Here is a 21,752-nt window from a genome sequence, read left to right on the forward strand (position 1 = left end):
CCTTGGGTTTGAAAGTACTCTTCTTACTTTATACCAATTCCGGCATTATTCTATTCACCTAGAAAACGAATAAATGTCTTAATGCCTAGCTAATACCTTGCTAATACTCAACAAGTTACACTTTCGTTTGACTAAATTCTTGTCGTAGCCAAGAACGTAACAAATGAAAGGCTTCATGCTTAAGTTTATGCGGTGGACATATCAAGTAGAATTGTTGGGATGGATTAACGATAGGCTGTCCTAGTTCGACCAACTGGCCGTATTTGATGTCATCTGTTACGAACAATCGATGTGTGACCAGCAAGCCCAGACGGCGAATGGTCGCTTGTACTGCTTGAATGGACATGTCAAAGGTAACCGGTTTTTTTCCTTTTGGCCTTTCTATGCCAGTTTGTTCCTGCCAGATTTGCCAATCGTGCTTGCGGCGGTCATTGGTGACTTCAATAATTGGGTAGGTTGATAACAGCTGTTTGATGTCTTGGCTATTTGGTTGATCTAATAGTTCTGGGCTGCACACCAGGACTAACTCATCGTCGCTCAACTTCTCGCAGTAGTAATCTTGCCACTCTTGAGGGCTACCGTGCACTAAAGCAGCATCAATACCTTCTTGCTCTAAACTGAACTGCCCAATAAGGTTGGATAAGCGAACATCAAGTTGCGGAGCGAAGTCTTGTAAACTCGACATTCTAGGAATCCACCAATGCAGGGCCAGTGAATTGGCCATATTAAAGGTAATCCGTTTTGAATTTTGGTCGTGAAGGAGCGCTTCTGTTGCATCAACGAGCTGCTCGAGTGCAGGGGCGACTTTGCGGTAATATTTTTTGCCGTCGTTATTGAGACGAACTTGGCGACCGACTCGATCGAACAGCGGTTTATTCACTTGGCTTTCGAGAGATTTGATGGCTTGACTCACAGCGGAATGGCTTACTGAGAGTAGTTGAGCGGCTTCTGTCATGCTGCCTGTCTCGGCAACCGCGACAAAGGCGTAGGTGGACTTCAAAGGGACTAACTTGCGCATGGTATCTTTACTCCGAATGCCTTCTTTTTTCATCTTTAAACAACTTTATATTGTAAGTTTTGCTTACATTAGCGTTTAAAAATACTCGCTATTTCTCGCTTGTGCCTTTTCTTAAAATACTCCGTGAATTAAGGAGTATCCAATGAAAGAAGAAAATAAACCCGTCATCTTTATGTTGATGTCTACATTAAGCTTATCTGTTACAGGACTGTTAGCAAAACAGCTCAGTGACGAATTGTCCGTGACCATGTTCAGTTTTTTACGCTTCTTTACTCCAGCTCTCATTTTATTGGTCATGCTGCGCTTTAGAAATCTCAAATTACCTACCATCGATACCATTAAACCGATTTTGCTCCGTGCTTTTTTCATTGGTATGTGTCAGTTATGTTTTATCGCCTCTCTACAAACGTTGACTCTAGTTGAAGGGGTAGTGCTGTTCGCGACCGGGCCACTGTTTATGCCCATTGTGGAGAGGCTTTTTATGCGTGGACAAATCCGCATGTCGACGATAGTCGCACTTGTGATGGCATTTTCTGGTGTTGTTTTGTTGGCAGGAGCGGATGGTGAGTTTACGTGGCGTGTCGACTTATTACTGGGGCTTGCTGGTGGGTTATTGAACTCAGGCTCTCAATTGACGCTATACAAAGCAAGTAAGAGCGGTCTATCACCACTAGAAATCAATTTTTGGACCTTTGGTGTTGCAGCTCTACTTATCTTGCCACTCGTGTTGGTCAATGATTCGAGTGTGTTGGCTAGCTCATTGTCGATAAACATGTTTGAAACGCCCAATACCGCACTCATATTCTTGATGTCATTGCTGATTATTAATACGCAGGTATTTCGTTCAAAAGCGTATCAGCTGGTAAGTAGTGGATCTCAATTAGCGCCACTTATATTCACCAACCTGCTGTTTACCGCGGTGTGGCAATGGGCGTTCTTTGAAGACCAAATGAGTGATATTCAGGTTATGGGCATCAGTTTAATTGTCCTAGCGACGGTAATGAATACCTGCTGGATTCGGTTCTCGGCACGCCGTATACATTTACTGCGACCTAAAACACCTTAAGGATAGGTTTAGCCTAGCAAGCTGTGACAAATGAAGTGTAAACGTCAGTGCCTGTTTGATTTTTAACTAGATTGAACTAGCGTCAAGAAAGGTGCTGGGAGAGAAAATATGCTGACTTTAAACTATCACGTCGAGATTGCCGCGACGCCTCAGCGCGTATGGAGCGTGCTGACCGATGTCGAATTATACAAACGATGGGCGCAAGCCTTTTCACCTCAATCTCGATTTGATGGTGTATGGGAAGAGGGTGGTGATATTACCTTTTTTGACCCTGATATGGGTGGGACGAGGGCGGTCATTGATACAGTGCAGCCGTTACACAAACTCGAGTTTCATCATGTCGCCATCTTTAATCCAGATAATCGGCAGCAATTGGATGGCGACCTAGCCTCAAAGTGGATCGGATCACGAGAGATCTATCAGATCGACACGTTAGATGATCGCTTATTGTTGAGTATCACCATTTATACTCACAGTGATTTTGTGTCGATGTTCAATCACGGCTGGGAGAAGGCACTGCCTTTGATCAAAACCATCAGCGAAGAGTAGGGTTGGCTTGCCAACTAAGATTGGGCTGACGACAGCTTGCTTGTGGGTATACAATGGCCGTCAATTTGCGCACCAAGAGAGTAGATGATGGAACTTAAGGTTGATACCCACACGCATACGTACGCCAGCGGTCACGCTTATAGCACGTTGATTGAAAACGCGAAATCGGCAAAAGAGAACGGACTCGATATGTTCTGTACGACCGATCACGCTGAGTCAATGCCGGGGGCGCCTCATTACTGGTTCTTCTCTAACCAAAAAATTCTGCCTCGTTTTCTTGAAGGTGTTGCGATTATCCGCGGCGTTGAATCCAACATTATGAATACTCAGGGTGACATCGATATTCCAGATAGTGTTGATCGCAATTTGGATTGGGTGATTGCTAGCTTTCACGAGCCAGTATTTCGCCCAGCGGACAGTGCTACGCATACTGAAGCGTTGTTGAACATCATCAAAAACGGTCGTGTAGATGCGCTAGGTCATTTGGGTAACCCCAACTTTGACTTTGATTTTGAAGCCGTGCTGAAGTGTGCAAAAGAGCACAATGTCGCGATTGAAATCAATAACACCACACTGAAAGGCAACAGCCGAGTGGGCAGTGTGGACCGCTGTCATGAGATCGCACAAATCGGTAAGGATCTCGGTGTCTTCTTCACTACGGGCAGTGATGCGCACTTCTGCCACGATGTAGGTAACCTAAACTTGGTGGGCGAGTTAATGGATAGAGTTGGTATCGACAGCTGCAAGGTTATTACCCACTCAGCACAACAATTCTTAGCCTTCTTAGAGCTACGTGGCCGCAAGCCAATTGCAGAGTATGACGAGATTCGCAACGCATAAACTTGATTACATTTTTGGTTATGCAAGTGTTAAGGGATTGCTTTACACTGCTCGCATTAAAAAGCCGACTGAGAATTCGGTATTCAATGGAGAAGTGAAGATGTTACGTCCTTTAGTATTGGGGTGTGTAATTGCGTTGGGCTCAACATACGCAATGGCAGAAGCCGTCGATTTAAAACAAAACATGAAGCAGATGAAGATGGAATTCAAGCAGGCGGCAGAAGCGTCTGATGTTGACACCATGAAATCTGCGATTGATAGTTTGCAAGCGATCGTTGAGCAATCTAAGCGTGGTAATTACCCACCAGAGAAGTTCGATATCTACCTAGAAGGCTTTAACAAGCTGACGGTAACGCTAGACAAGATTGAAGCGGATCTTGATGCAGGCAAGCTAGAAGAAGCTAAAGACCAGCTGAGTGAAATCGATAGCCTACGTGAAGAGTATCACGACAAGCGTAACCCAAGCATTTGGAGCAAGCTTTTCGGCTAATCGCTCACTGAGTTATTTGAAAGAATACGATATCAGCCCGCCACTACGACGGGCTTTTTTGTGCCTGTCAATCGAGGTGTTCAAGAAAACCTGTGAGGCAGAATCCACTTATTGATTCTCTTTTTGAGCTACCACTCAGAATTGGCTACGCTGTGTGAAATTTGTTAAGTCACCGTTATGCTTAGATTAATTCCTTTTTATCGCTCCATGCTATTTGCTAGTGCTCTAAGTTGGGTGCTAGTGACGCTGATGCCTGTTATCAATGCTCATGGTAACAGCGTGGGCGTGTGGGCGACGCTATGTACGCTTAACGGTTTTGAATTGGTTCAGATAGAAGAGGGCGACAACTCTGTCAGCCACAAAGGCAAGCCTTGTCCTTTTAGCCATTTCTCGACTTTTCATCACGATACACTTCCAACGACACCGATACTTTCACGACTGAGCTCGGTGATTTCTGACAGTTACACTTATTTGGCTCTAAGTGTGCGATTTGAAACGCCAGTTCCTCGCGCGCCACCTGTTTCCCTTTTCTCATAACAAAAACAATTACAAGTAAATAAAGCCAACAACACTGCCACTTCGAGCAGTGGTACTCCCGAATCTAAGTCAAATAGCGCCGCATACCTATGAAGTATGCGCTGGATGCGTTTGGCTGAATTTGGGCGTTTAACTATGAAAAAAGGAAAATACATATGTTGAGAAACTCGGCAAAGCCTCAACTCAAGGAAGCCTCGCGCGCAAAATCCATCTACTTTATGACGTGGCGATGGCACTTCTACGCAGGATTATTCGTTATCCCGTTCATGCTCATTCTTTCCCTTACAGGGCTTGTGATGCTGTTTGATGATGAAATCGAACTGGCTCGATACGAGGCGATATTGCAAGTTTCGCCACAAGAGCAACCTGTTCCTGTCTCCACCCAATTAGAAACCGTAAAGCAGACCTATCCCGATTTTAATGCCACTCAATTTGTACCTGCTAAAACGGCCGATATCGCCAACCGATTCTCGATTCAAAACCAAGAAGGTAGCTCACTGATTGTTGCAGTAAATCCTTACACTGGGGACGTACAAGGCACCATTGACCGTGGTGATAGCATCTATGAACTGATGAACAGCATTCACGGTACTTTGCTCATCGGTGACCTAGGCGACCGCTTAATTGAAATTGCCGCAAGTTTGGGCATTTTACTTTTGGTGTCTGGTTTGTACCTTTGGCTGCCAAGAGATAACGCAAGCCGAGCAGGCTTTATGAAAATCCGTTTTGGCAACGGCACTCGTATTTTGATGCGAGATTTACACGCGAACTTAGGTGGCGTGTTGTCGATTGTGTTGCTGTTCTTTTTAATCTCAGGTTTGTCTTGGGCAGGAGTTTGGGGAGCAAAAATGGTGCAGGCGTGGAATACCTTCCCAACTTATTACACATGGGGCGAGAAACCAGAATCGATATTGACACACAAAGATCTAAATCATGGTGCGTCTGAAGAAATGCCATGGAACTTAGAGCTTGCTGCTGTGCCTGAGTCAAAAGATAAGCCCGCTCATGATCATGCCAATATGAAGGAAGAGATGCCATACGCAGGCAGCCAAGGTGCGCTGTCTATTGACGACATCATCCATAAAGCGGAAATGATGGGCTTTACGGGCTATAAGCTGTTTTTGCCACGCTCTGAAACAGGCGTTTATACCGTTGCGGCTAACTCGATGGGCGGTGATATTTCCGATCCAAGACAAGATCGCACCAGTCACTTGGACCAATATTCCGGTCGCTTGCTGGTGGACGTGACGTGGCAAGATTACAGCCTATTTGCCGAGTTTATGGCGGCAGGTGTGTCATTGCACCAAGGCGATGTCAGTGTGCTTAACAAAGTACTCAACGTGGTGTTCTGTTTGGCGTTCATCTTAATCTCAATCACAGGTGTGGTGATGTGGTGGATTCGTCGCCCTAGCCGCAGTGCAGCATTGGGGGCGCCACCTAAGTTTCAGCAAGATGGCATTTGGAAGCTTGGTTTGGCAACGTTAGTCGTATTGTGTCTGGCGTTCCCGATGGGTGGCTTGGCGATTGTGACGGTTCTCGCACTGGATTGGTTGTTGTTCAACCGAGTCGAGAAGCTGAAAACAGCGTTGAATTAGCAACACAGAAAAGAGTGGAATAGTAAAAGAGCCAGCTAAGTGCTAGCTCTTTTTATTTCTGGTAAATCTCCAGCGGTAAGCCATCTGGATCTTGGAAGAAGGTAAATGCTTTGCCTGTGAATTCGTCAATACGAATTGGCTCAACTTCAATGTCATTCGATTCTAGGTAGGCTTTCACCTGTTCAACATCATCAACCAAAAACGCTAGATGTCGTAGCCCTTGTGCTTCGGGAAAGCTCGGTCTCTCCGGTGCGCCTGGAAAACTAAACAGTTCAACTTGGCTGCCGTTAGGTAAAGCTAGGTCAAGCTTGTATGAGTCTCTGGCTTCGCGATAGTTCTCAGCAATGACTTTCAATCCCAACACTTCAGTGTAAAAGCGTTTTGACCTTGGGTAATCGCTGCAAATGATCGCGACGTGATGGATGGCATTAAACATGGTTAGCCTCTTCAAACATGGTTAGCTCAAGCATGGTTAGTGTCCTCGGAGACTAAATGCTCCTTTACGAAGTCGATAAAAACACGCAGGCGAGCAGGCATGTACTTGGTTTGTGCATACTGCATCGCGATAGCACCGTGGTAGTTACTTTTTATCATCCAATCTGGTAGAACTTCCACCACTTCACCTTGTTCTAACGCGTCTTTAATCACGAAGTCATGAAAGATCCCAATTCCTAAGCCGGACTTAACGCCATTTAAGCGCATTTGAGAGTGGTTGACGGCATAACGGCCAATCACAGCAATGGAATGAAAGGCTTCTTCTTTAAAGAATGACCAGATGTTGTCTTTGTCGTTCTCTGCAAGGTAAATACAGTCGTGCTGCTCAAGCTCGGTTGGGTGCGCTGGCATACCGTGCTTGGCGAGGTAATCTGGAGAAGCACACAACACCAGATTGGTCTTGCTGATCTCTTTGAGTACCAGATTCTCATCGGGTTTGTCGGTGAGCTTAAACGCAACATCGATGCCTTGGCGGAACAGATCAATCTCACCATCGGCAGCACGCAGTTTGAGCTGTATATTTGGGTAACGGTCTAGAAATGGCAGCACAAATGGCTGAAGCACGGAATTAAGAAAGGCTTCGGGAGCCGCCACTGTGAGAGCACCAGTGGGCTCGGCATGATCTTCCGCCGACAATTCAACCGCTTGCTGAGCCGCGTTTACCATGGCAATGCTTTGGTCGTAAACTTTTTGCCCTGCTTGCGTGATGATCAATTTGCGAGTGGTGCGCTCAAACAATTTTACTGAGAGCGCTTGTTCTAGGCGCGTGATCAGCTTACTGAGTGCTGACGGTGTCACACCGAGTTCTTTGGCGGCAGCAGTAAAGCTACCTTCGTTTACCACTAAGATAAACGAAGCAAGATCAGGGAGTAGGGCGATAAGTTTTGGGTTAACCATAAATAGTCAGTGGTGCGCAAATGAATAGAGATATTGTCTTGCACGACTCCACATGGTTCAAGTGTGCCCGTCTCTCTTTAGCGATATTTTGTCAAAAACGCGTCGAGCGCAGGCAAACCAGATACTCCAGAGTGGTATTGCTGCCAACAGTGATAAATAGCCGTTTCATGGTCTGCAATCAACTCGATCGCTTCTCGCTCAGTGATTGAATATTGCTGTGAAGTTTTCACTTCTTCATACCACTCTCGATACTTGACCTCATAAGGTTCTACCCACTTCAAAAGAGTTGCCACCAACTCTTGCCATGGTAAACCGAACCACTTGGTTGCATCTGCCAAGCCTTTATCCAGCATCTCTTGGTGCCGGTTTTCAATATCCATGTCATTTGCAAGCAAAATAGGTTTGAGCTTTTCTGCGGTGAGTTCTTCTACTTCTATCAAGGTTTGCCAAAGGAGTGGCTGTTCACTACGTGCGTAGTTACTCAGGTAATGGTTGAAAAAAGCAATGCCATAGATTTCGCCATAGTAGGCAGACAGTACGTTCTGAATCATGAAGAGAGTCGGGTGTAAATAGAGAATGGCATATTGTAGATGGTAAGTGAGTGAAGAGTAAATAGTGGTATCAGCGCAATAAATTACTGTTGAGAGAGATTGAACAGCACTTGTGAGAATTTTATGAGATTTCGATGAAGTTGCTGATAGATTTGCTCGTCATTCTTAGAGGCAAGAACGCAAAACGTTCGAAGCGTAATGCTTAACCTACCCCAGTCACGAACAAAGAAGTAAAGCCGTACACATGGGCTTGGGTAGTTCAAACCTCGTTAAAGGATGGAATCACAATGAAAAAACGTACCCAATTTGGACTCGTCATGACTTCAGTCGCGATGGCACTAGGCTCTGCATCAGTGAACGCGGCGGAATTGGAAATCACCGTGACCAACGCAACCAAAGGTATTTACTTCACACCACTGATTGTTGCGGCTCATGGCTCTGATCTTCAAATGTTCAGAACGGGTGAAGTCGCGACCCCAGAATTAGAAGCAATGGCAGAAGGTGGTGATATCTCTGGCCTTGCAAGCCTCATCGGTAATGCGGGCGGGATTGTGGTAGAAAATCCAGCAGGCGGTATTTTAAACCCAGGCGTTGCAACCACTTTCACCATGGACAGTGGTGACTATGGTTATCTTTCTCTTAGCGCGATGTTGCTGCCAACCAACGATGGTTTTGTGGGGCTAGACAGCTGGAAAATCCCAACTGAAGCGGGAACATACCGGGCAACACTAAGAAGTTATGATGCCGGTACAGAGGCGAACGATGAACTTGCGTCTAGCATGCCAAACCCACCTTTCATTACCTTTGGTTCTGGCGGCACAGGCGTTGAAGCTACGGTAACAAATGACAAAGTGCACGTGCATCCGGGTAACTTGGGTGACAGCAACCCAACAGGTGGTATCAGTGATCTAGACAGCGGCAGTCATCGTTGGTTGAATCCAGTTGCGACCATCACCATCGTTGTGAAGTAAGGGGGATGTATGAAAGTCAGAATCTTACTCGTAGCCGCTTCGGTCAGTTTGCTCGCCGGTTGTCCAAGCGATGATGATAACGATGTAGTTAAGTCGTACCGCTACACTGTCAACGTCGCTAATCTAACCGCGAACCAACCTATGTCTCCGCTCGCAGTGCTCACTCATAACGGTGACTACCAACTGTTTGAAATTGGCCAAGCCGCATCCGTTGAACTTGAGCACCTTGCTGAGGGTGGCAGTAACGCAGAGCTAATTAATCTGATGAGCAGTAATGACGATGTTTACCAAGGCGTGTCAGGTAACGGATTGGTGCTGCCGGGGTCTTCAGATGAAGTCACCATCACTGTTGACCCTCGTCGTTACGGTTACTTGTCTGTGGCGTCTATGTTCGTGAATACCAACGATGCTTTTGTTGGTGAAACAGGGCTGTCGCTAAAATCGTTAGCGGTCGGTGAAAGCTATGAAATGAGCATGAACGTTTGGGATGCCGGTACGGAGCTGAACGATGAGCTTGCAGCCACCATTCCGGGGCCCGCAGGTGGTGGTGAAGGTTTCAATGCTGCTCGTAATGATAGCAATGATGTCGTTGCTTTCCATGCTGGTGTTATTAGCCAAGATGATGGATTGGCTAATTCTGCGCTCTCTGCGAACCACCGCTTCTTGAACCCTGGTGCGAAAGTCACCATCACTCGAGTCGAATAAAACAGGCTCCGATGACGTCTCCTTTCCAAAGTCCTTGTACTAAGCGCATCCCTCATGGCGTCATCGGAACCTTTTTTGAAAGGATTTCTGACCTGTTTCGGTCATGTGCAAAGTGAGGATACTTGAAGGCAAGGAAAGGACCATGGAACAACAGGCAATCAATTTAGTCGCGAACATCTTGCTGGTGGAAGATGACGATGATTTGGCGGAACTGGTTCAAATACATCTCAAGTTTCAAGGGCATCAAGTGTTGAGAGCAACGAATATCGCCGAGGCTAAAGCGCAATATCAACAACAGTCTTTTGATTTATTGATCCTTGATAGAGGTTTGCCAGACGGTGATGGTCTCGACGTCTGCCATTATTTGCGTCAGCAACAAGATTGGAGTCCTGTACTTATGCTGACAGCCAGAGATGGGGAGATGGATAAAGTCGACGGTTTAGAAGCGGGAGTGGATGATTACATTACCAAGCCATTTAGTGTATTAGAGTTCCAAGCGCGAGTTCGCAATGTACTGCGTCGTGTTAGTCATACCACGGAAGTGCAAACAGATAAAAACCTCGTAGAAGATGCGATGGATTTTGGTCCGTTAAGAATTATTCCAGAGTTGCATCAAGTCTCTTTGCATGACAAGGACGTGACCCTCACTGCGACCGAGTTTACCTTGCTTCAATTCCTAGCGACGCGTCCGGGTAGAGTCTATAGCAAAGATGAATTGCTTGACCACGTTTGGAATACCAACCATTCCGGTTATCACCATACCGTGTGTAGCACCATCAACCGCTTACGTAGCAAGTTGTCTTTGTCTGATTCTGATCATCATTTCATCCAGACCGTCTGGGGTGTTGGGTATAAATTTCAACCTAGACAATGACTTGGTGAATTTATTTGTTGTCATGTTCTCAATCACGCTCACAACCAATGCTGCTGTTTAGGGAGGCGATAAAATGAGCTTCAAATCTCGCTTAGTGATATTCACAAGCTTATGGTTTTTGTTGGCAGCAATGGTGATAGGCCTCACTTACAATTGGCAGAAAGAGACGATTGAGTTGCGTACCAAGCAGAGCTTGCACAAAGACCTTGCAAGCCATATGCGCGATGATAGCCCATTGATGATAGGTACCGACTACAACCCCAAAGCGCTTAAATCTATCTTTCATGCGCTCATGCTGATCGGTCCTGATTTCGAAATTTACTTTCTTGATAGTCAGGGCAACATCACTACCCATGCAGCACCAGAAGGGGCAGAGATCATGGGTAAAGTGGATCTCCAGCCCATCAAGCAATTCTTAAATGACGAACCCTTTCCTATTTTGGGTGAAGACCCTCGTAATCGTGGTGAGCACAAAGTGTTTTCCGTTGCCGCGATTGAAGAGCTCGGCTCGACCTTGGGTTATCTCTATGTTGTGATTGGCAGCACCAGACATGATGCCATCGCCAACGCACAGGTCGACACTCCTTATATTGCGCTAGCGGGGTTAGTTCTGGTGTCGATTTTAGGCTTTGCATTGGGCGCTTATGTTCTGGTAAAGCGCAGCTTGTTGAACCCAATTGAGCGCGTCACTAATCAGCTTCAACAGCAAGCAGAACATGATTTTCGTCTACAACCCGATTTTACTCGTCAAGTGCCGGAGTTAGTGCCGATCGCGAACTCTTACCAGATGATGGCGAAGCACATTCAGCAGCAGTTTTTACAGTTAGAATATCAATCTTCTCATCGTCGCCAGAGCTTGTTGCAACTTAGCCACGATTTGAAAACACCGCTATCGAGCGTACTTGGGTACTTGGAAACGTGGCGTTTGCAGCATCCGGAATCCGATCCTCTGATTGACGTGGCTTTTCGAAATTGTGAGAAGCTTTCAACGCAATTGCACTCATTGCTTGATTCGGCGCGCAAAGAAGCGCCAATACCAAACTACGAGTATCGACCTGTCGATCTTGAGGCACTCATGACCGAATGTATCGAGACGATGCAGAGCCAGTTTTCTCGCAAAGAAGTCGTATTGAAAATGGATGTCGACGATAAGATTCAAACCGTAGGTGATAAAGGTTTACTAGAGCGCCTAGTGCTTAATCTGCTAGAAAATGCGCTGCGCCATAGTCCTATGGGTTCTGAGGTTCATTGCCAAGCGCGTTTGAGTGAGGATAAATCGCGTATCCATTTCACCTTTGTTAATCACATCGAGCACGAAGCAGAGAGCGGTTCTTTAGGGATAGGCACTAAGATTGTTCAATCGATATTAATGCTGCATCACAGTTATCTTGAGACCAGCGATACGTCGTGTCTGTACCAACAGAAGTTTACGTTGAGAGCCGTGTGAACGTTTTGTTCTCAGCGTAGACGTGCTCCATTCATCAAAAGCACCAAACACGCCCTCCTACTGGGTGTTTTTCTATGCCTCTATTTTAAGGCTTCTCGCTTTAGGAAAAACGCCTCGCCAAAATAGCTAATTTGACAACTTAGTATGTTTATCTTGAATAATTGATTAAATTTTTTTCAAAGACTATATGCAAATCAAATTAAACCAAAAGGTACATGTTGTTACATATTTAACGTGCTAGAAGCGATATTAACCTTGTTGTCTAATTTGTGATTTAAATATAACAAATCATTAATTTGTATTTCTAAGGGAAGTTATAAATTGATTTGTGATTTATATTGGTAATAAGTGTTTTAATGAATATTCTGTTATGTGTTTAGTTGTTTATTTAATGTTGTATAAAATGTTGCTTATATCATCACTCGAGATGAAAAAGTGGAACTAAAGTCACTTAATTGCAGCGAGGACCCATAAACTATAGGTCTATTAGGTAATAATAGTTTAGTAACAGATAGTTACGGATTCATAATTTATAATATGGCTAAACTTCCGACAAGGATCGAAAAGATGAGCGACAAGGAATCTATTCAGACTAATCGCAGCCGCCGCAATTTTTTAAAAGGTGCAACTGGTGCAGTTGTGGCTGGCGTCAGTGCTTCAGCGTTTTCTGGTGCTGTTCAAGCAAAGGAACCGAATATCGACTGGAGCCGTCTAGGTAAAAAGAACGATAAGCGCTTTTGGCGTAAAGTTCAAAAGCAGTTTGTATTGGATAAACGAACGACTTACATGAATATTGGTACGACGGGTTCGATGCCAAAACATGTTCTTGAAGGATACGAAGACAACAACAAAATCGTTGCTAAGTACCCGTGGGATATGAAAGACAAGTTTGGCGCTTGGCCTCATGTTTCTGAAATGGTGACAGACGTTGCACCAGGCTTTGGTGCTAATCCAGACGAAATCATTTTGAGTCGTAACACTACCGACGGTTTATGTTCAATCATCAACGGTCTGCATTTCGAGCCGGGTGATGTAATCTTAACTACTCACCACGAACACGTTGCTGCAACGTCACCAATGAATGTGGCAAAACACCGCTTCGGTGTCGAGGTCGTTGAAATTCAACTTCCTGTTTTCACGGGCACGGAAGAGGTTTCAGAAGAAGATTACATTCAAGCCTTCCGTGAAGCGATTGAAGCGCACCACAATGTTCGCCTCATCGTGTTCTCTCACATTACCTACAAAACAGGTACAACGCTGCCAGCCAAAGCGATTTGTTCTCTAGCAAAACAGCACGGTATCCCAACATTAGTTGATGGTGCGCACACTGTCGGTATGTTCGACTTAGACTTCCACGATATGGATTGTGACTTCTATGCAGGATCTGGCCATAAGTGGCAGTGTGGTCCGGGCGCGACAGGTATCTTGTACGTACGTGATAACGGCAACCGTTTGAATGAGTACTGGAGCGATCGTGAAAATCCACTGTGGTTGATTAACTCTTCTCTTTCTCACGCTGATCACCTAGGCAAGCAATTGCAAATGCAATACATTGGTAACGACAACTACCCAGCAAAACAAGCACTTGCTGATAGCTGTAAGATGTGGGATGAGATTGGCCGTGACCGCATTCAAGAGCGTGTACTAGAGCTGAGCGATCTATGTAAGACGCTGCTTAACGAAGCGTTACCACATGCTCAGATGTATTCGCCAAACGTGGAAGGCTTAACCAGTGGTCTAACAACGTTTAACCCATTAAGCGATGTGACAGATAAAGAGCGATTGACTCTGTTCCGTGACCGTCTTCGTGAAGAATACGGATACATCATCCGTACAACAAACTTCAAGCTGTACAAAGACGACGCTTACGAAACGCAAGCACTGCGCATCTCGACTCATTTATTCCATGATGAGAAAGATGTGGAAGGTCTTGTCGAAGCGATTACGGATCTTTACTACTCGTTCTAACCTTGTTGAACTGTCAAAGCGCCCTTTAATGGGCGCTTTGTAGAAGAGAGGGATATTCACCATGTCAGTGAAAATAATCAAACGAACCATGACGGCACTTGCCATTGGGGTGGCATCATTTATGTCGACTTCTGTCTCGGCTGGCGATCTGCAAGACATCAAAGATCGAGGTGTGCTACGTCATATCGGTGTACCTTACGCGAACTTCGTTTCGTACATTGACCAAGGTGAAATGCAAACACTGACCGGTCTTGATGTCGATATCATAAAAGGGTTCGCAAAATCTCTCGGTGTTCGCTATCAATACGTACCAGCGCAATGGAACAACGTAGTAGGTAAGTTGACAGGCCAGCAAGTTGAGTACAAAGATGCGCAGCTTGTCGTCGGTGAGAAGATGGCAGTGGAAGGTGACCTGATTGCAAATGGTGTGACTATCCTCGACTGGCGTAAAAACGTGATTGATTTTTCAGATGATTACTTTCCTTCTGCGGTATGGCTGATCGCTCGAACAGATTCAACGCTAACGCCGATCACACCAACAGGCTCCGTGGAACAAGACATTAATAAAGTGAAAGCGCTCATTAACGGACGCGAAGTACTCGCGATGGAGCACTCTTGCCTAGATCCAAACCTTTACAACTTATATGACACCGGTGCGAAGGTGATCCTGCCTGATGGCCAGCGTCGTTTGAATGAGATGGTGCCCGCCATCATGAAGAACGATGCAGAGAGTACGTTGCTGGATGTGGCAGACACATTGATTGCGTTAGAGAAGTGGCCAGGTGAGATCAAAGTCATTGGTCCAATTTCAGAAAACCAAAAAATGGCGGTGGCTTTCCGTAAGGGCTCTCCTGAACTAAAAGCCGCATTTAACCAATATTTGAATTCAATTAAGCAAGATGGGACCTACCAAGCCTTGGTCGAGAAATACTACCCATCTATTTACTATTTCTATAATGACTACTTCTTAGAAGATAGTAAGAAAGATATATGAGAAAGTCTGTAAAAAAAATATCAAGCCAAAGAATCATCACCATTAGTGCGATTTTAGTGTCGCTCTACTTGGCGATGATTATTACGGTAACGAGTTTAGGTCAAAATAAATTAAAAGATTCACAACACCGAGAACTCGACTTAAAGGTGAAAAGTTACGCAGGTACCCTTGATAATTTATTTACGCTTGCCAGCGAAGATGTCGATCATTTATCCACCGATAAAACGGTGCAGACTTTTTTTGCCAACCTTGCTTCCGGGATGTCGATGGAATACGGGTTAGGCGCGAGCTTGATCAATTTGAAGCGTAAGCTCCAAGAGAAAGCAGAAGCGAAAACCGTCAATAATCAAATCATCTATAAAAAGCTGACATTAATCGGGTTAGATGGCTCTACTATTGTGACCACTGGCGAAAAAACCGATCACCGTATAGACACTTCCCGACTGCTTAACGAGCACGATCACCCTGAAGAAGTCAGAGCGATACGAGAGGGCGGCAAAGTCCTTATTCAAGTGGTCAAGCAAGTGATGTTCTCTGGTAAGCCTGTTGGCTACTTGATTGCAGACATCAACAAACAAGTGGTGATCTCCCAACTGACTAATCAGGAACACGAAGACAGCTACAGTCGTATGGTGTTGAAGATCAATGATGTTGAAATGGAAGTGTGGGACTCGATCAGTCGCAAACTAGAACAAGAAAACATCACGGCACCAGAAGCGTTAACTCAAGAGTTAAAGCAAAAAATCTACTTTGAAGTTCCGATCGAACATCATCACTTTAAATTAATGGCGTGGTTTGAGTCATTAAGTGAACGTGACATCTACACCTCTCGTCTGTTCATCAATGGTTTGAGTGTTCTCGCTATCATGATTGTCGTTGGGCTCCTGTACGCATTCACGCTTAATAACACTCGTGTCGAACTGAAAATCAAACTGGAAGAAGAGAAAAAGCGTAAAGATTTCTTGTCTCAGCAAAACGAGCGTTTAACCAGTGAAATTGAGCGCCGTAAATCGTCCGAGATGGAACTGGCATATCAAGCCAAACATGATGCACTTACTGGTTTGCCTAACCGTGTTTATGGTTCTGAACGTTTGGATTTAGAGTTGTCACGCGCAGAGCGAATGAAATCAAACGTACTGGTCATGTTTATCGACCTTGATCACTTTAAACAAATCAATGATTCAATGGGGCACTTCGTTGGTGACGAAGTGTTAAAGCTGGCGGCAGAGCGATTGCACAACGCAGTACGTAAAACCGATTTGTTGGCACGCATTGGTGGTGATGAATTCCTATTGGTTATCCCTGATTTACAAGATGCCGACAGCGCAAAACGTTTTGCAGCTACCGTGCTGTCGGTATTCAATGAGCCGTTCGTTTGGCAGAACCACGAGTTCTTCCTGTCGGCGAGTGTCGGTATGTCGGTGTTCCCTGAAGATGGCGACAATGCAGAGCAGCTACTGGCGTGTGCGGACATGGCGATGTACCGAGTGAAACAAGATGGCCGTAATGCATTCTGCTTCTATGATCACAACATGAACCAAGATTTGCAGCGCTTCCTAGAGCTAGAAAGTCGTCTTCGTCATGCTATTTCTCACGATCTTCTGGAGCTGTATTACCAACCTATTATCGATCTCGATAGCGGCGTCATTGTTGGTGCAGAGGCTCTGATGCGTTGGAACGACGAGAAGTTTGGCTTTGTGAACCCTGAAGAGTTTATCTCCATCGCCGAAAAGAACGGTCTGATTCATCAGCTGGGCGACTTTGCGATTCGTCAAGCTTGCCAACAGGCGGCACAGTGGCAGGATGTTGCACCGCTGTTTGTGTCGGTAAACTTCTCAAGTGTGCAGTTTAGATACTGTGATCGACTCTTCGAACAGATCAAGCAGCACATAGAAGAGTCGGGCTTGTCACCTGAATTGTTTGATGTGGAAGTGACAGAGAGCTTGTTGTTCAACCACAGTAGCGACTTGATGGAGATGCTAGACAACTTACGAGCACTGGGCGCTAAGCTCACCATTGATGATTTCGGTACGGGTTACTCGGCGTTGAGTTACTTACAGAAGTTCCCGTTTGATCGCCTTAAGATCGACCGCAGCTTCTTGCAGAACATGTTTGAGAATGAGTCCGACCGTGAGCTTGTGAACGTGATTATTGCGATGGCGAAAGCGTTGAATCTGAAGATTGTTGCAGAAGGCATCGAAGAACAGCGTCATGTGGATTATCTGAAAAACCTAAACTGTGAGTTCGGACAAGGTTTCCACTATAGCCGACCATTACCCGCTAAGGGTTTTGAAGCGCTTTTAGCTAAGCCAACTTGGCTATAACTCCTTTCATTACAACCTCATAGAAAAGCATTAATTGGATTCGTGCCTCGGGTTCATTAATGCTTTTCCACCTTGAGGGATAATCGTTTTTCCTTCCTTGAATTACACTACACTTAATTGATAAGTAAGTGCCTGTGATGCCCGTCACATAAAGGCTCAACCTCATTCTAATCGAGTAAAAACTCGACAAAATAAACAGGAAGGAATTGCGAATGTCTTCTGCATTTTACCAACAGATTGAACAGCAAATTGAAGAAGTGAAGGCGGAAGGCCTTTACAAAGCAGAGCGTATCATCACGTCTCAGCAGCAAGCAGCGGTTAAAATCTCTACTGGTGAAGAAGTTCTGAACTTCTGTGCGAACAACTACCTTGGTCTTGCTAACCACCCAGCGCTTATCGAAGCGGGTAAAGCAGGCATGGACGAGCACGGTTTTGGTATGGCTTCAGTACGTTTCATCTGTGGTACTCAAGACATCCACAAAGAGCTTGAGCAGAAGCTTTCTAAGTTCCTAGGTAAAGAAGACACGATTCTTTACACATCATGTTTCGACGCAAACGCGGGCCTATTTGAAACGATTCTAGGTAAAGAAGACGCAATCATCTCTGATGCACTAAACCACGCGTCAATCATCGACGGTGTTCGTCTATGTAAAGCAATGCGTTTCCGTTACTCGAACAACAACATGGAAGAGCTAGAGCAACAACTGATTGCTGCGAAAGAAGCAGGCGCTCGCCACATTCTTATCGTAACGGACGGCGTGTTCTCAATGGACGGCGTAGTCGCAAACCTTCCAGCTATCTGCGACCTAGCAGAGAAGTACGGCGCATTGACGATGGTTGATGATTCTCACGCTGTTGGCTTCATGGGTAAAACAGGTGCAGGTACGCATGAGCACCATAACGTGGTTGACCGTATCGACATCATCACTGGTACGCTAGGTAAAGCAATGGGCGGCGCTTCAGGCGGTTACACGTCTGGTAAAGCGGAAGTCATTGACTGGCTACGTCAGCGCTCTCGTCCATACCTATTCTCTAACTCTGTTGCACCAGCAATCGTAAGCGCTTCTATCCGCGTTCTAGACCTACTAGAAGAGAGCGGTGACCTACGTGACCGTCTATGGGAAAACGCAGCACACTTCCGTACTCGCATGGAAGACGCTGGTTTCACAATGGGTGGTGCTGACCACGCAATCATTCCAATCATGCTTGGTGACGCAAAAGTAGCAGCAGAATTCGCAGAGCGTGCTCTAGAGAAAGGCATCTACGTAATCGGCTTCTCATTCCCTGTTGTACCAAAAGGTCAAGCGCGTATCCGTACTCAAATGTCAGCGGCGCACTCTCGTGAGCAACTAGACCGTGCAATTGACGCGTTCATCCAAGTTGGTAAGGACATGGGCATCATCTAAGTTTCGTTTCCTCTTCCTAGCCTCCTCCTAAAACATAGGAGAGGGATTAGATAGGAAGGAGAAAGAGTTTACGCTTAAAGATAAAAAGGCTTTCCCAACTCTTCAGAGTCGGCTCATGGGCAAAGCCTTTATTTCTTCTTTAAACGCATTAGATGAAAGAATTTTTTGTCACGCATAGAGCGGGGCAATGTTTGGTGAATACTATGAAAATTAAAGCATTATCAAAGCTAAAGCCTAAACAAGGCATCTGGATGACTGAGGTTGATAAACCTGAAGTTGGCCATAACGACATTCTGATAAAAATTAAGAAAACCGCTATCTGTGGTACAGACGTACACATCTACAACTGGGACGAATGGTCACAAAAGACAATTCCAGTGCCTATGGTTGTCGGTCACGAATACGTGGGTGAAGTGGTTGCAATTGGTCAGGAAGTTCGTGGCTTTGAAATCGGTGACCGCGTATCCGGCGAAGGTCACATCACGTGTGGTCACTGTCGTAACTGTCGTGGCGGCCGTACTCACCTATGTCGTAACACGATTGGTGTGGGCGTTAACCGCGAAGGTGCATTCGCAGAATACCTAGTGATCCCAGCGTTCAACGCGTTCAAGATCCCTGAAGGCATCTCTGACGATCTAGCGTCTATCTTTGACCCGTTTGGTAACGCAGTACACACCGCGCTTTCTTTCGACCTAGTAGGCGAAGACGTGCTTATCACAGGTGCTGGCCCAATCGGTATCATGGCTGCTGCAGTTGCGAAGCACGTTGGTGCTCGCCACGTAGTGATCACAGACGTGAACGAATACCGTCTAGAACTTGCTCGTAAGATGGGCGTAACACGCGCAGTAAACGTTGCTGAAGAGAAGCTAGAAGACGTCATGTCTGAGCTAGGCATGACAGAAGGCTTCGACGTAGGTCTAGAAATGTCTGGTAACCCAGCAGCATTCAACTCAATGCTAACCACAATGAACCACGGTGGTCGTATTGCACTACTAGGCATTCCACCATCAGACATGGGTATCGACTGGAACCAAGTTATCTTCAAAGGCTTGGTGATCAAAGGTATCTACGGCCGTGAAATGTTCGAAACTTGGTACAAGATGGCTTCTTTGATTCAATCTGGTCTAGATCTCTCACCGATCATCACCCATCACTACAAGATTGATGACTTCCAAGAAGGCTTCGATGTCATGCGTAGCGGGATGTCCGGCAAGGTTATCCTTGATTGGGAATAGGCAAAATTAGCTCCTAAATAGCAAAAGGCGACAGTGTAAATTGTCGCCTTTTTTACGTCTAAAACCGCTAAATAACGCTCTTTTACAATGGCTGCCGCCATTTTGTCGCCACTAATTCTCTAAAGGATTGAGGTGAACAGCCTGCATCAAATGCTCTGGGGCAAAATGAGAATACGCCATTGTCTGCTCGATTTTTGTATGGCCAAGAATACGCTGCAGAACCAAAATATCCCCTTTATTCATCATAAAATGCGAAGCAAAAGTATGCCGTAAAACATGGGTCGCTTGCCCATTCGGAACATGCTCAGGCAAGGCTCTTTTTATGTAACGCCAAGCATCTTTGTAACTGGTGTTAAATATGTCATGGTCGCTCACCGCTATATCTAATATCTCTTGATATAAAGATGGTGAGATAGGCACACTGCGATTCCTTTTCCCTTTTGTATCTGTGTAAGTCAATTTGAACTCGGTTATTTGAGTGCGAGTCAGAGTGAGTGCCTCACTGATTCGTGCACCGGTGGCCAAACAAATTTTTGCGATGACAATAATTTGTGGGATTGATGCCTTGATAACTCGCTTGCAGTCCTGCAGTTCATCAAAGAACTCGTCGATTTGTGGTTTGGTTAGATAGGCAAGATGCTTCTCACTGGTTTTGATAGGCTCGATTGCTTCAAGCGGGTTGGGATATTTCCACTGATTGTACTTAATAAGCTTCTTGAACATACCCTTTAGATAAATCAGTTCAAGGTTGTGTGTGGTTGGGGATATCTCTATGGATTTATTATTGCCCCGATAGGGGGTTCGAGCTGCTCGATACGCTAGGTAGTCTCGTTCTTTAAACTGGCAGGCAATTGGGTTACCTAACTCTTCAATGGTTTTGGATATAAGATCTTTGGCTTGCTTGCCTGACTTTAAAGTATGGCCATGGATAGTCCACCAATTTTCCAAGAGTTCACTCATTCTTCGGTTATCTGGTTTAATACCCATCCAAGGCTTTTCATCTACTTCTTTCATAGCGAAGCGCTCAAAAGCCGCAGCTTCGCCTTTGGTCGCAAACTTCTTGCGAACACGTTTACCAGTGCGACCGTTTGGGTAGCATTCGCAAAGCCAAGGTTTGGCAGAGCCATCTTTCAAATTGCGTACTGACATAATTAAATCTAAAATAACTGTATATAAAAACAGTGTAAGTCGAGCTTAAACGTAGAACAATGTTTTATGTCGCCAAACAAGCACAAGCTCGATGTACATCTCAACACGTTGAAATTTAATCAGGTTTACTATGTTTCAATCCATTCATGTGAGATTAGGCTACAGCGTTATCAAGATGAACAGCGTTGGCCCATTGGACTTAAGCAAGAAGAATAAGGGCGAAGTATCCGCACTATTAAAGATGGGGAATGTGTTTCGGGCTCCTTTTGGCGGGTTTATTGAAGCAGAGAACGTGGTGGGCTTACGGAAGGTGAAGCTGATTGATATCAAGTACCTGTGCACTGACACAGACGCTGAAATAATCGAGTACGTGATACAAAAAGACCACTATGTAGTAGGAACGTATCACGACAGGAAGTTGTACATTTTACTTTTTGACGGGCAACCGAAGCATCATCAGATCAAAGGGGGTGATCATGATGGGAAGAATAATGTTGTTGGTTTGTTTTGATGAATAAAACATCTTACTGGCTAACAATTCTGCATGTATGAGATTACCTTAATCCTATAGTCAAAATATATTGCCACATGGGTTTAGCCTGGTATGATTGCCGGGCTTTTTATTAATAGTTGTGGTAATC

General features: G+C 45.3%; 21 protein-coding genes. 16 read left to right on the plus strand and 5 right to left on the minus strand.

Annotated features, from left to right (window positions below; all coding sequences use genetic code 11):
- Positions 1 to 115 precede the first annotated feature (115 nt).
- Complete coding sequence (locus KIV40_RS09355; protein WP_285348816.1) at positions 116 to 1,018, minus strand: LysR substrate-binding domain-containing protein; 903 nt, start codon at positions 1,016 to 1,018, stop codon at positions 116 to 118.
- A gap of 142 nt (positions 1,019 to 1,160) precedes the next feature.
- On the opposite strand from KIV40_RS09355, the gene KIV40_RS09360 reads away from it, so the two are divergent.
- The 6 genes from KIV40_RS09360 to KIV40_RS09385 all read left to right on the plus strand — a co-directional run bounded on the left by KIV40_RS09360 (position 1,161) and on the right by KIV40_RS09385 (position 6,095).
- Complete coding sequence (locus KIV40_RS09360; RefSeq protein ID WP_285348817.1) at positions 1,161 to 2,084, plus strand: DMT family transporter; 924 nt, start codon at positions 1,161 to 1,163, stop codon at positions 2,082 to 2,084.
- Between the two features lie 108 nt (positions 2,085 to 2,192).
- Complete coding sequence (locus KIV40_RS09365) at positions 2,193 to 2,633, plus strand: SRPBCC domain-containing protein (protein ID WP_038890684.1); 441 nt, start codon at positions 2,193 to 2,195, stop codon at positions 2,631 to 2,633.
- An 87-nt stretch (positions 2,634 to 2,720) separates the two neighbouring features.
- Positions 2,721 to 3,473, plus strand: a complete 753-nt coding sequence (locus KIV40_RS09370; RefSeq protein ID WP_228174843.1) for a phosphatase — start codon at positions 2,721 to 2,723, stop codon at positions 3,471 to 3,473.
- A gap of 100 nt (positions 3,474 to 3,573) precedes the next feature.
- Entirely contained in the window at positions 3,574 to 3,963 is a 390-nt protein-coding gene (locus KIV40_RS09375) for a cytochrome b562 (RefSeq protein ID WP_285348818.1), read from the plus strand.
- 177 nt (positions 3,964 to 4,140) lie between these two features.
- Entirely contained in the window at positions 4,141 to 4,500 is a 360-nt protein-coding gene (locus tag KIV40_RS09380) for a hypothetical protein (RefSeq protein ID WP_285348819.1), read from the plus strand.
- A gap of 155 nt (positions 4,501 to 4,655) precedes the next feature.
- Positions 4,656 to 6,095 carry a PepSY domain-containing protein gene (locus KIV40_RS09385; protein WP_285348820.1) on the plus strand — a complete coding sequence of 480 codons (1,440 nt, stop codon included), beginning with the start codon at positions 4,656 to 4,658 and terminating at the stop codon, positions 6,093 to 6,095.
- A gap of 52 nt (positions 6,096 to 6,147) precedes the next feature.
- Here the strand turns inward: KIV40_RS09385 and KIV40_RS09390 are convergent, their stop codons facing one another.
- The 3 genes from KIV40_RS09390 to KIV40_RS09400 form a co-directional block, all read right to left on the minus strand.
- The gene (locus tag KIV40_RS09390) at positions 6,148 to 6,531 is read right to left on the minus strand and encodes a VOC family protein (protein ID WP_255986001.1); all 384 of its coding nucleotides are present in this window, start codon (positions 6,529 to 6,531) and stop codon (positions 6,148 to 6,150) included.
- A gap of 26 nt (positions 6,532 to 6,557) precedes the next feature.
- Positions 6,558 to 7,487 carry a LysR family transcriptional regulator gene (locus KIV40_RS09395; RefSeq protein ID WP_285348823.1) on the minus strand — a complete coding sequence of 310 codons (930 nt, stop codon included), beginning with the start codon at positions 7,485 to 7,487 and terminating at the stop codon, positions 6,558 to 6,560.
- A 77-nt stretch (positions 7,488 to 7,564) separates the two neighbouring features.
- A complete protein-coding gene (locus tag KIV40_RS09400; protein ID WP_285348825.1) occupies positions 7,565 to 8,038 on the minus strand; it encodes a hypothetical protein in 474 nt (157 codons plus the stop codon).
- Between the two features lie 287 nt (positions 8,039 to 8,325).
- Between KIV40_RS09400 and KIV40_RS09405 the strand changes: the two genes are divergently transcribed.
- The 9 genes from KIV40_RS09405 (at position 8,326) to tdh (ending at position 19,962) form a co-directional block, all read left to right on the plus strand.
- A complete protein-coding gene (locus KIV40_RS09405) occupies positions 8,326 to 9,009 on the plus strand; it encodes a spondin domain-containing protein (protein ID WP_285348827.1) in 684 nt (227 codons plus the stop codon).
- A gap of 9 nt (positions 9,010 to 9,018) precedes the next feature.
- Complete coding sequence (locus KIV40_RS09410; protein ID WP_285348829.1) at positions 9,019 to 9,714, plus strand: spondin domain-containing protein; 696 nt, start codon at positions 9,019 to 9,021, stop codon at positions 9,712 to 9,714.
- A 142-nt stretch (positions 9,715 to 9,856) separates the two neighbouring features.
- Positions 9,857 to 10,588, plus strand: coding sequence for a response regulator transcription factor (locus KIV40_RS09415; protein WP_041853563.1), 732 nt, complete (start codon positions 9,857 to 9,859; stop codon positions 10,586 to 10,588).
- Between the two features lie 73 nt (positions 10,589 to 10,661).
- Positions 10,662 to 12,035 carry a HAMP domain-containing sensor histidine kinase gene (locus KIV40_RS09420; protein ID WP_285348831.1) on the plus strand — a complete coding sequence of 458 codons (1,374 nt, stop codon included), beginning with the start codon at positions 10,662 to 10,664 and terminating at the stop codon, positions 12,033 to 12,035.
- Positions 12,036 to 12,602: 567 nt separating this feature from the next.
- Complete coding sequence (locus KIV40_RS09425; protein WP_050910412.1) at positions 12,603 to 14,003, plus strand: aminotransferase class V-fold PLP-dependent enzyme; 1,401 nt, start codon at positions 12,603 to 12,605, stop codon at positions 14,001 to 14,003.
- Between the two features lie 61 nt (positions 14,004 to 14,064).
- Complete coding sequence (locus KIV40_RS09430; protein ID WP_285348834.1) at positions 14,065 to 14,997, plus strand: transporter substrate-binding domain-containing protein; 933 nt, start codon at positions 14,065 to 14,067, stop codon at positions 14,995 to 14,997.
- Positions 14,994 to 17,321, plus strand: coding sequence for a bifunctional diguanylate cyclase/phosphodiesterase (locus tag KIV40_RS09435; protein ID WP_285348836.1), 2,328 nt, complete (start codon positions 14,994 to 14,996; stop codon positions 17,319 to 17,321). The genes KIV40_RS09430 and KIV40_RS09435 overlap by 4 nt, the downstream gene beginning before the upstream one ends.
- 212 nt (positions 17,322 to 17,533) lie before the next feature.
- On the plus strand, positions 17,534 to 18,727 hold the full coding sequence (locus KIV40_RS09440; protein WP_005432273.1) for a glycine C-acetyltransferase: 1,194 nt from the start codon (positions 17,534 to 17,536) through the stop codon (positions 18,725 to 18,727).
- Positions 18,728 to 18,930: 203 nt separating this feature from the next.
- On the plus strand, positions 18,931 to 19,962 hold the full coding sequence (gene tdh / locus KIV40_RS09445; protein ID WP_285348839.1) for an L-threonine 3-dehydrogenase: 1,032 nt from the start codon (positions 18,931 to 18,933) through the stop codon (positions 19,960 to 19,962).
- Positions 19,963 to 20,073: 111 nt separating this feature from the next.
- Here tdh and KIV40_RS09450 read toward each other — a convergent pair whose 3' ends face one another.
- Positions 20,074 to 21,111 carry a tyrosine-type recombinase/integrase gene (locus KIV40_RS09450; protein WP_285348841.1) on the minus strand — a complete coding sequence of 346 codons (1,038 nt, stop codon included), beginning with the start codon at positions 21,109 to 21,111 and terminating at the stop codon, positions 20,074 to 20,076.
- A 130-nt stretch (positions 21,112 to 21,241) separates the two neighbouring features.
- On the opposite strand from KIV40_RS09450, the gene KIV40_RS09455 reads away from it, so the two are divergent.
- Positions 21,242 to 21,622: a hypothetical protein gene (locus KIV40_RS09455; protein WP_285348843.1), complete on the plus strand. Its 381-nt coding sequence runs from the start codon at positions 21,242 to 21,244 to the stop codon at positions 21,620 to 21,622.
- Positions 21,623 to 21,752: the final 130 nt, after the last annotated feature.

The organism is Vibrio sp. D173a (genome assembly GCF_030248475.1).

Bases quoted from the DNA above. Each gene is read 5' to 3' on its own strand.
- KIV40_RS09355 (WP_285348816.1), bottom strand. From the start codon at position 1,018: ATGCGCAAGTTAGTCCCTTTGAAGTCCACCTACGCCTTTGTCGCGGTT.
- KIV40_RS09360 (WP_285348817.1), top strand. From the start codon at position 1,161: ATGAAAGAAGAAAATAAACCCGTCATCTTTATGTTGATGTCTACATTA.
- KIV40_RS09365 (WP_038890684.1), top strand. From the start codon at position 2,193: ATGCTGACTTTAAACTATCACGTCGAGATTGCCGCGACGCCTCAGCGC.
- KIV40_RS09370 (WP_228174843.1), top strand. From the start codon at position 2,721: ATGGAACTTAAGGTTGATACCCACACGCATACGTACGCCAGCGGTCAC.
- KIV40_RS09375 (WP_285348818.1), top strand. From the start codon at position 3,574: ATGTTACGTCCTTTAGTATTGGGGTGTGTAATTGCGTTGGGCTCAACA.
- KIV40_RS09380 (WP_285348819.1), top strand. From the start codon at position 4,141: ATGCTTAGATTAATTCCTTTTTATCGCTCCATGCTATTTGCTAGTGCT.
- KIV40_RS09385 (WP_285348820.1), top strand. From the start codon at position 4,656: ATGTTGAGAAACTCGGCAAAGCCTCAACTCAAGGAAGCCTCGCGCGCA.
- KIV40_RS09390 (WP_255986001.1), bottom strand. From the start codon at position 6,531: ATGTTTAATGCCATCCATCACGTCGCGATCATTTGCAGCGATTACCCA.
- KIV40_RS09395 (WP_285348823.1), bottom strand. From the start codon at position 7,487: ATGGTTAACCCAAAACTTATCGCCCTACTCCCTGATCTTGCTTCGTTT.
- KIV40_RS09400 (WP_285348825.1), bottom strand. From the start codon at position 8,038: ATGATTCAGAACGTACTGTCTGCCTACTATGGCGAAATCTATGGCATT.
- KIV40_RS09405 (WP_285348827.1), top strand. From the start codon at position 8,326: ATGAAAAAACGTACCCAATTTGGACTCGTCATGACTTCAGTCGCGATG.
- KIV40_RS09410 (WP_285348829.1), top strand. From the start codon at position 9,019: ATGAAAGTCAGAATCTTACTCGTAGCCGCTTCGGTCAGTTTGCTCGCC.
- KIV40_RS09415 (WP_041853563.1), top strand. From the start codon at position 9,857: ATGGAACAACAGGCAATCAATTTAGTCGCGAACATCTTGCTGGTGGAA.
- KIV40_RS09420 (WP_285348831.1), top strand. From the start codon at position 10,662: ATGAGCTTCAAATCTCGCTTAGTGATATTCACAAGCTTATGGTTTTTG.
- KIV40_RS09425 (WP_050910412.1), top strand. From the start codon at position 12,603: ATGAGCGACAAGGAATCTATTCAGACTAATCGCAGCCGCCGCAATTTT.
- KIV40_RS09430 (WP_285348834.1), top strand. From the start codon at position 14,065: ATGTCAGTGAAAATAATCAAACGAACCATGACGGCACTTGCCATTGGG.
- KIV40_RS09435 (WP_285348836.1), top strand. From the start codon at position 14,994: ATGAGAAAGTCTGTAAAAAAAATATCAAGCCAAAGAATCATCACCATT.
- KIV40_RS09440 (WP_005432273.1), top strand. From the start codon at position 17,534: ATGTCTTCTGCATTTTACCAACAGATTGAACAGCAAATTGAAGAAGTG.
- tdh (WP_285348839.1), top strand. From the start codon at position 18,931: ATGAAAATTAAAGCATTATCAAAGCTAAAGCCTAAACAAGGCATCTGG.
- KIV40_RS09450 (WP_285348841.1), bottom strand. From the start codon at position 21,111: ATGTCAGTACGCAATTTGAAAGATGGCTCTGCCAAACCTTGGCTTTGC.
- KIV40_RS09455 (WP_285348843.1), top strand. From the start codon at position 21,242: ATGTTTCAATCCATTCATGTGAGATTAGGCTACAGCGTTATCAAGATG.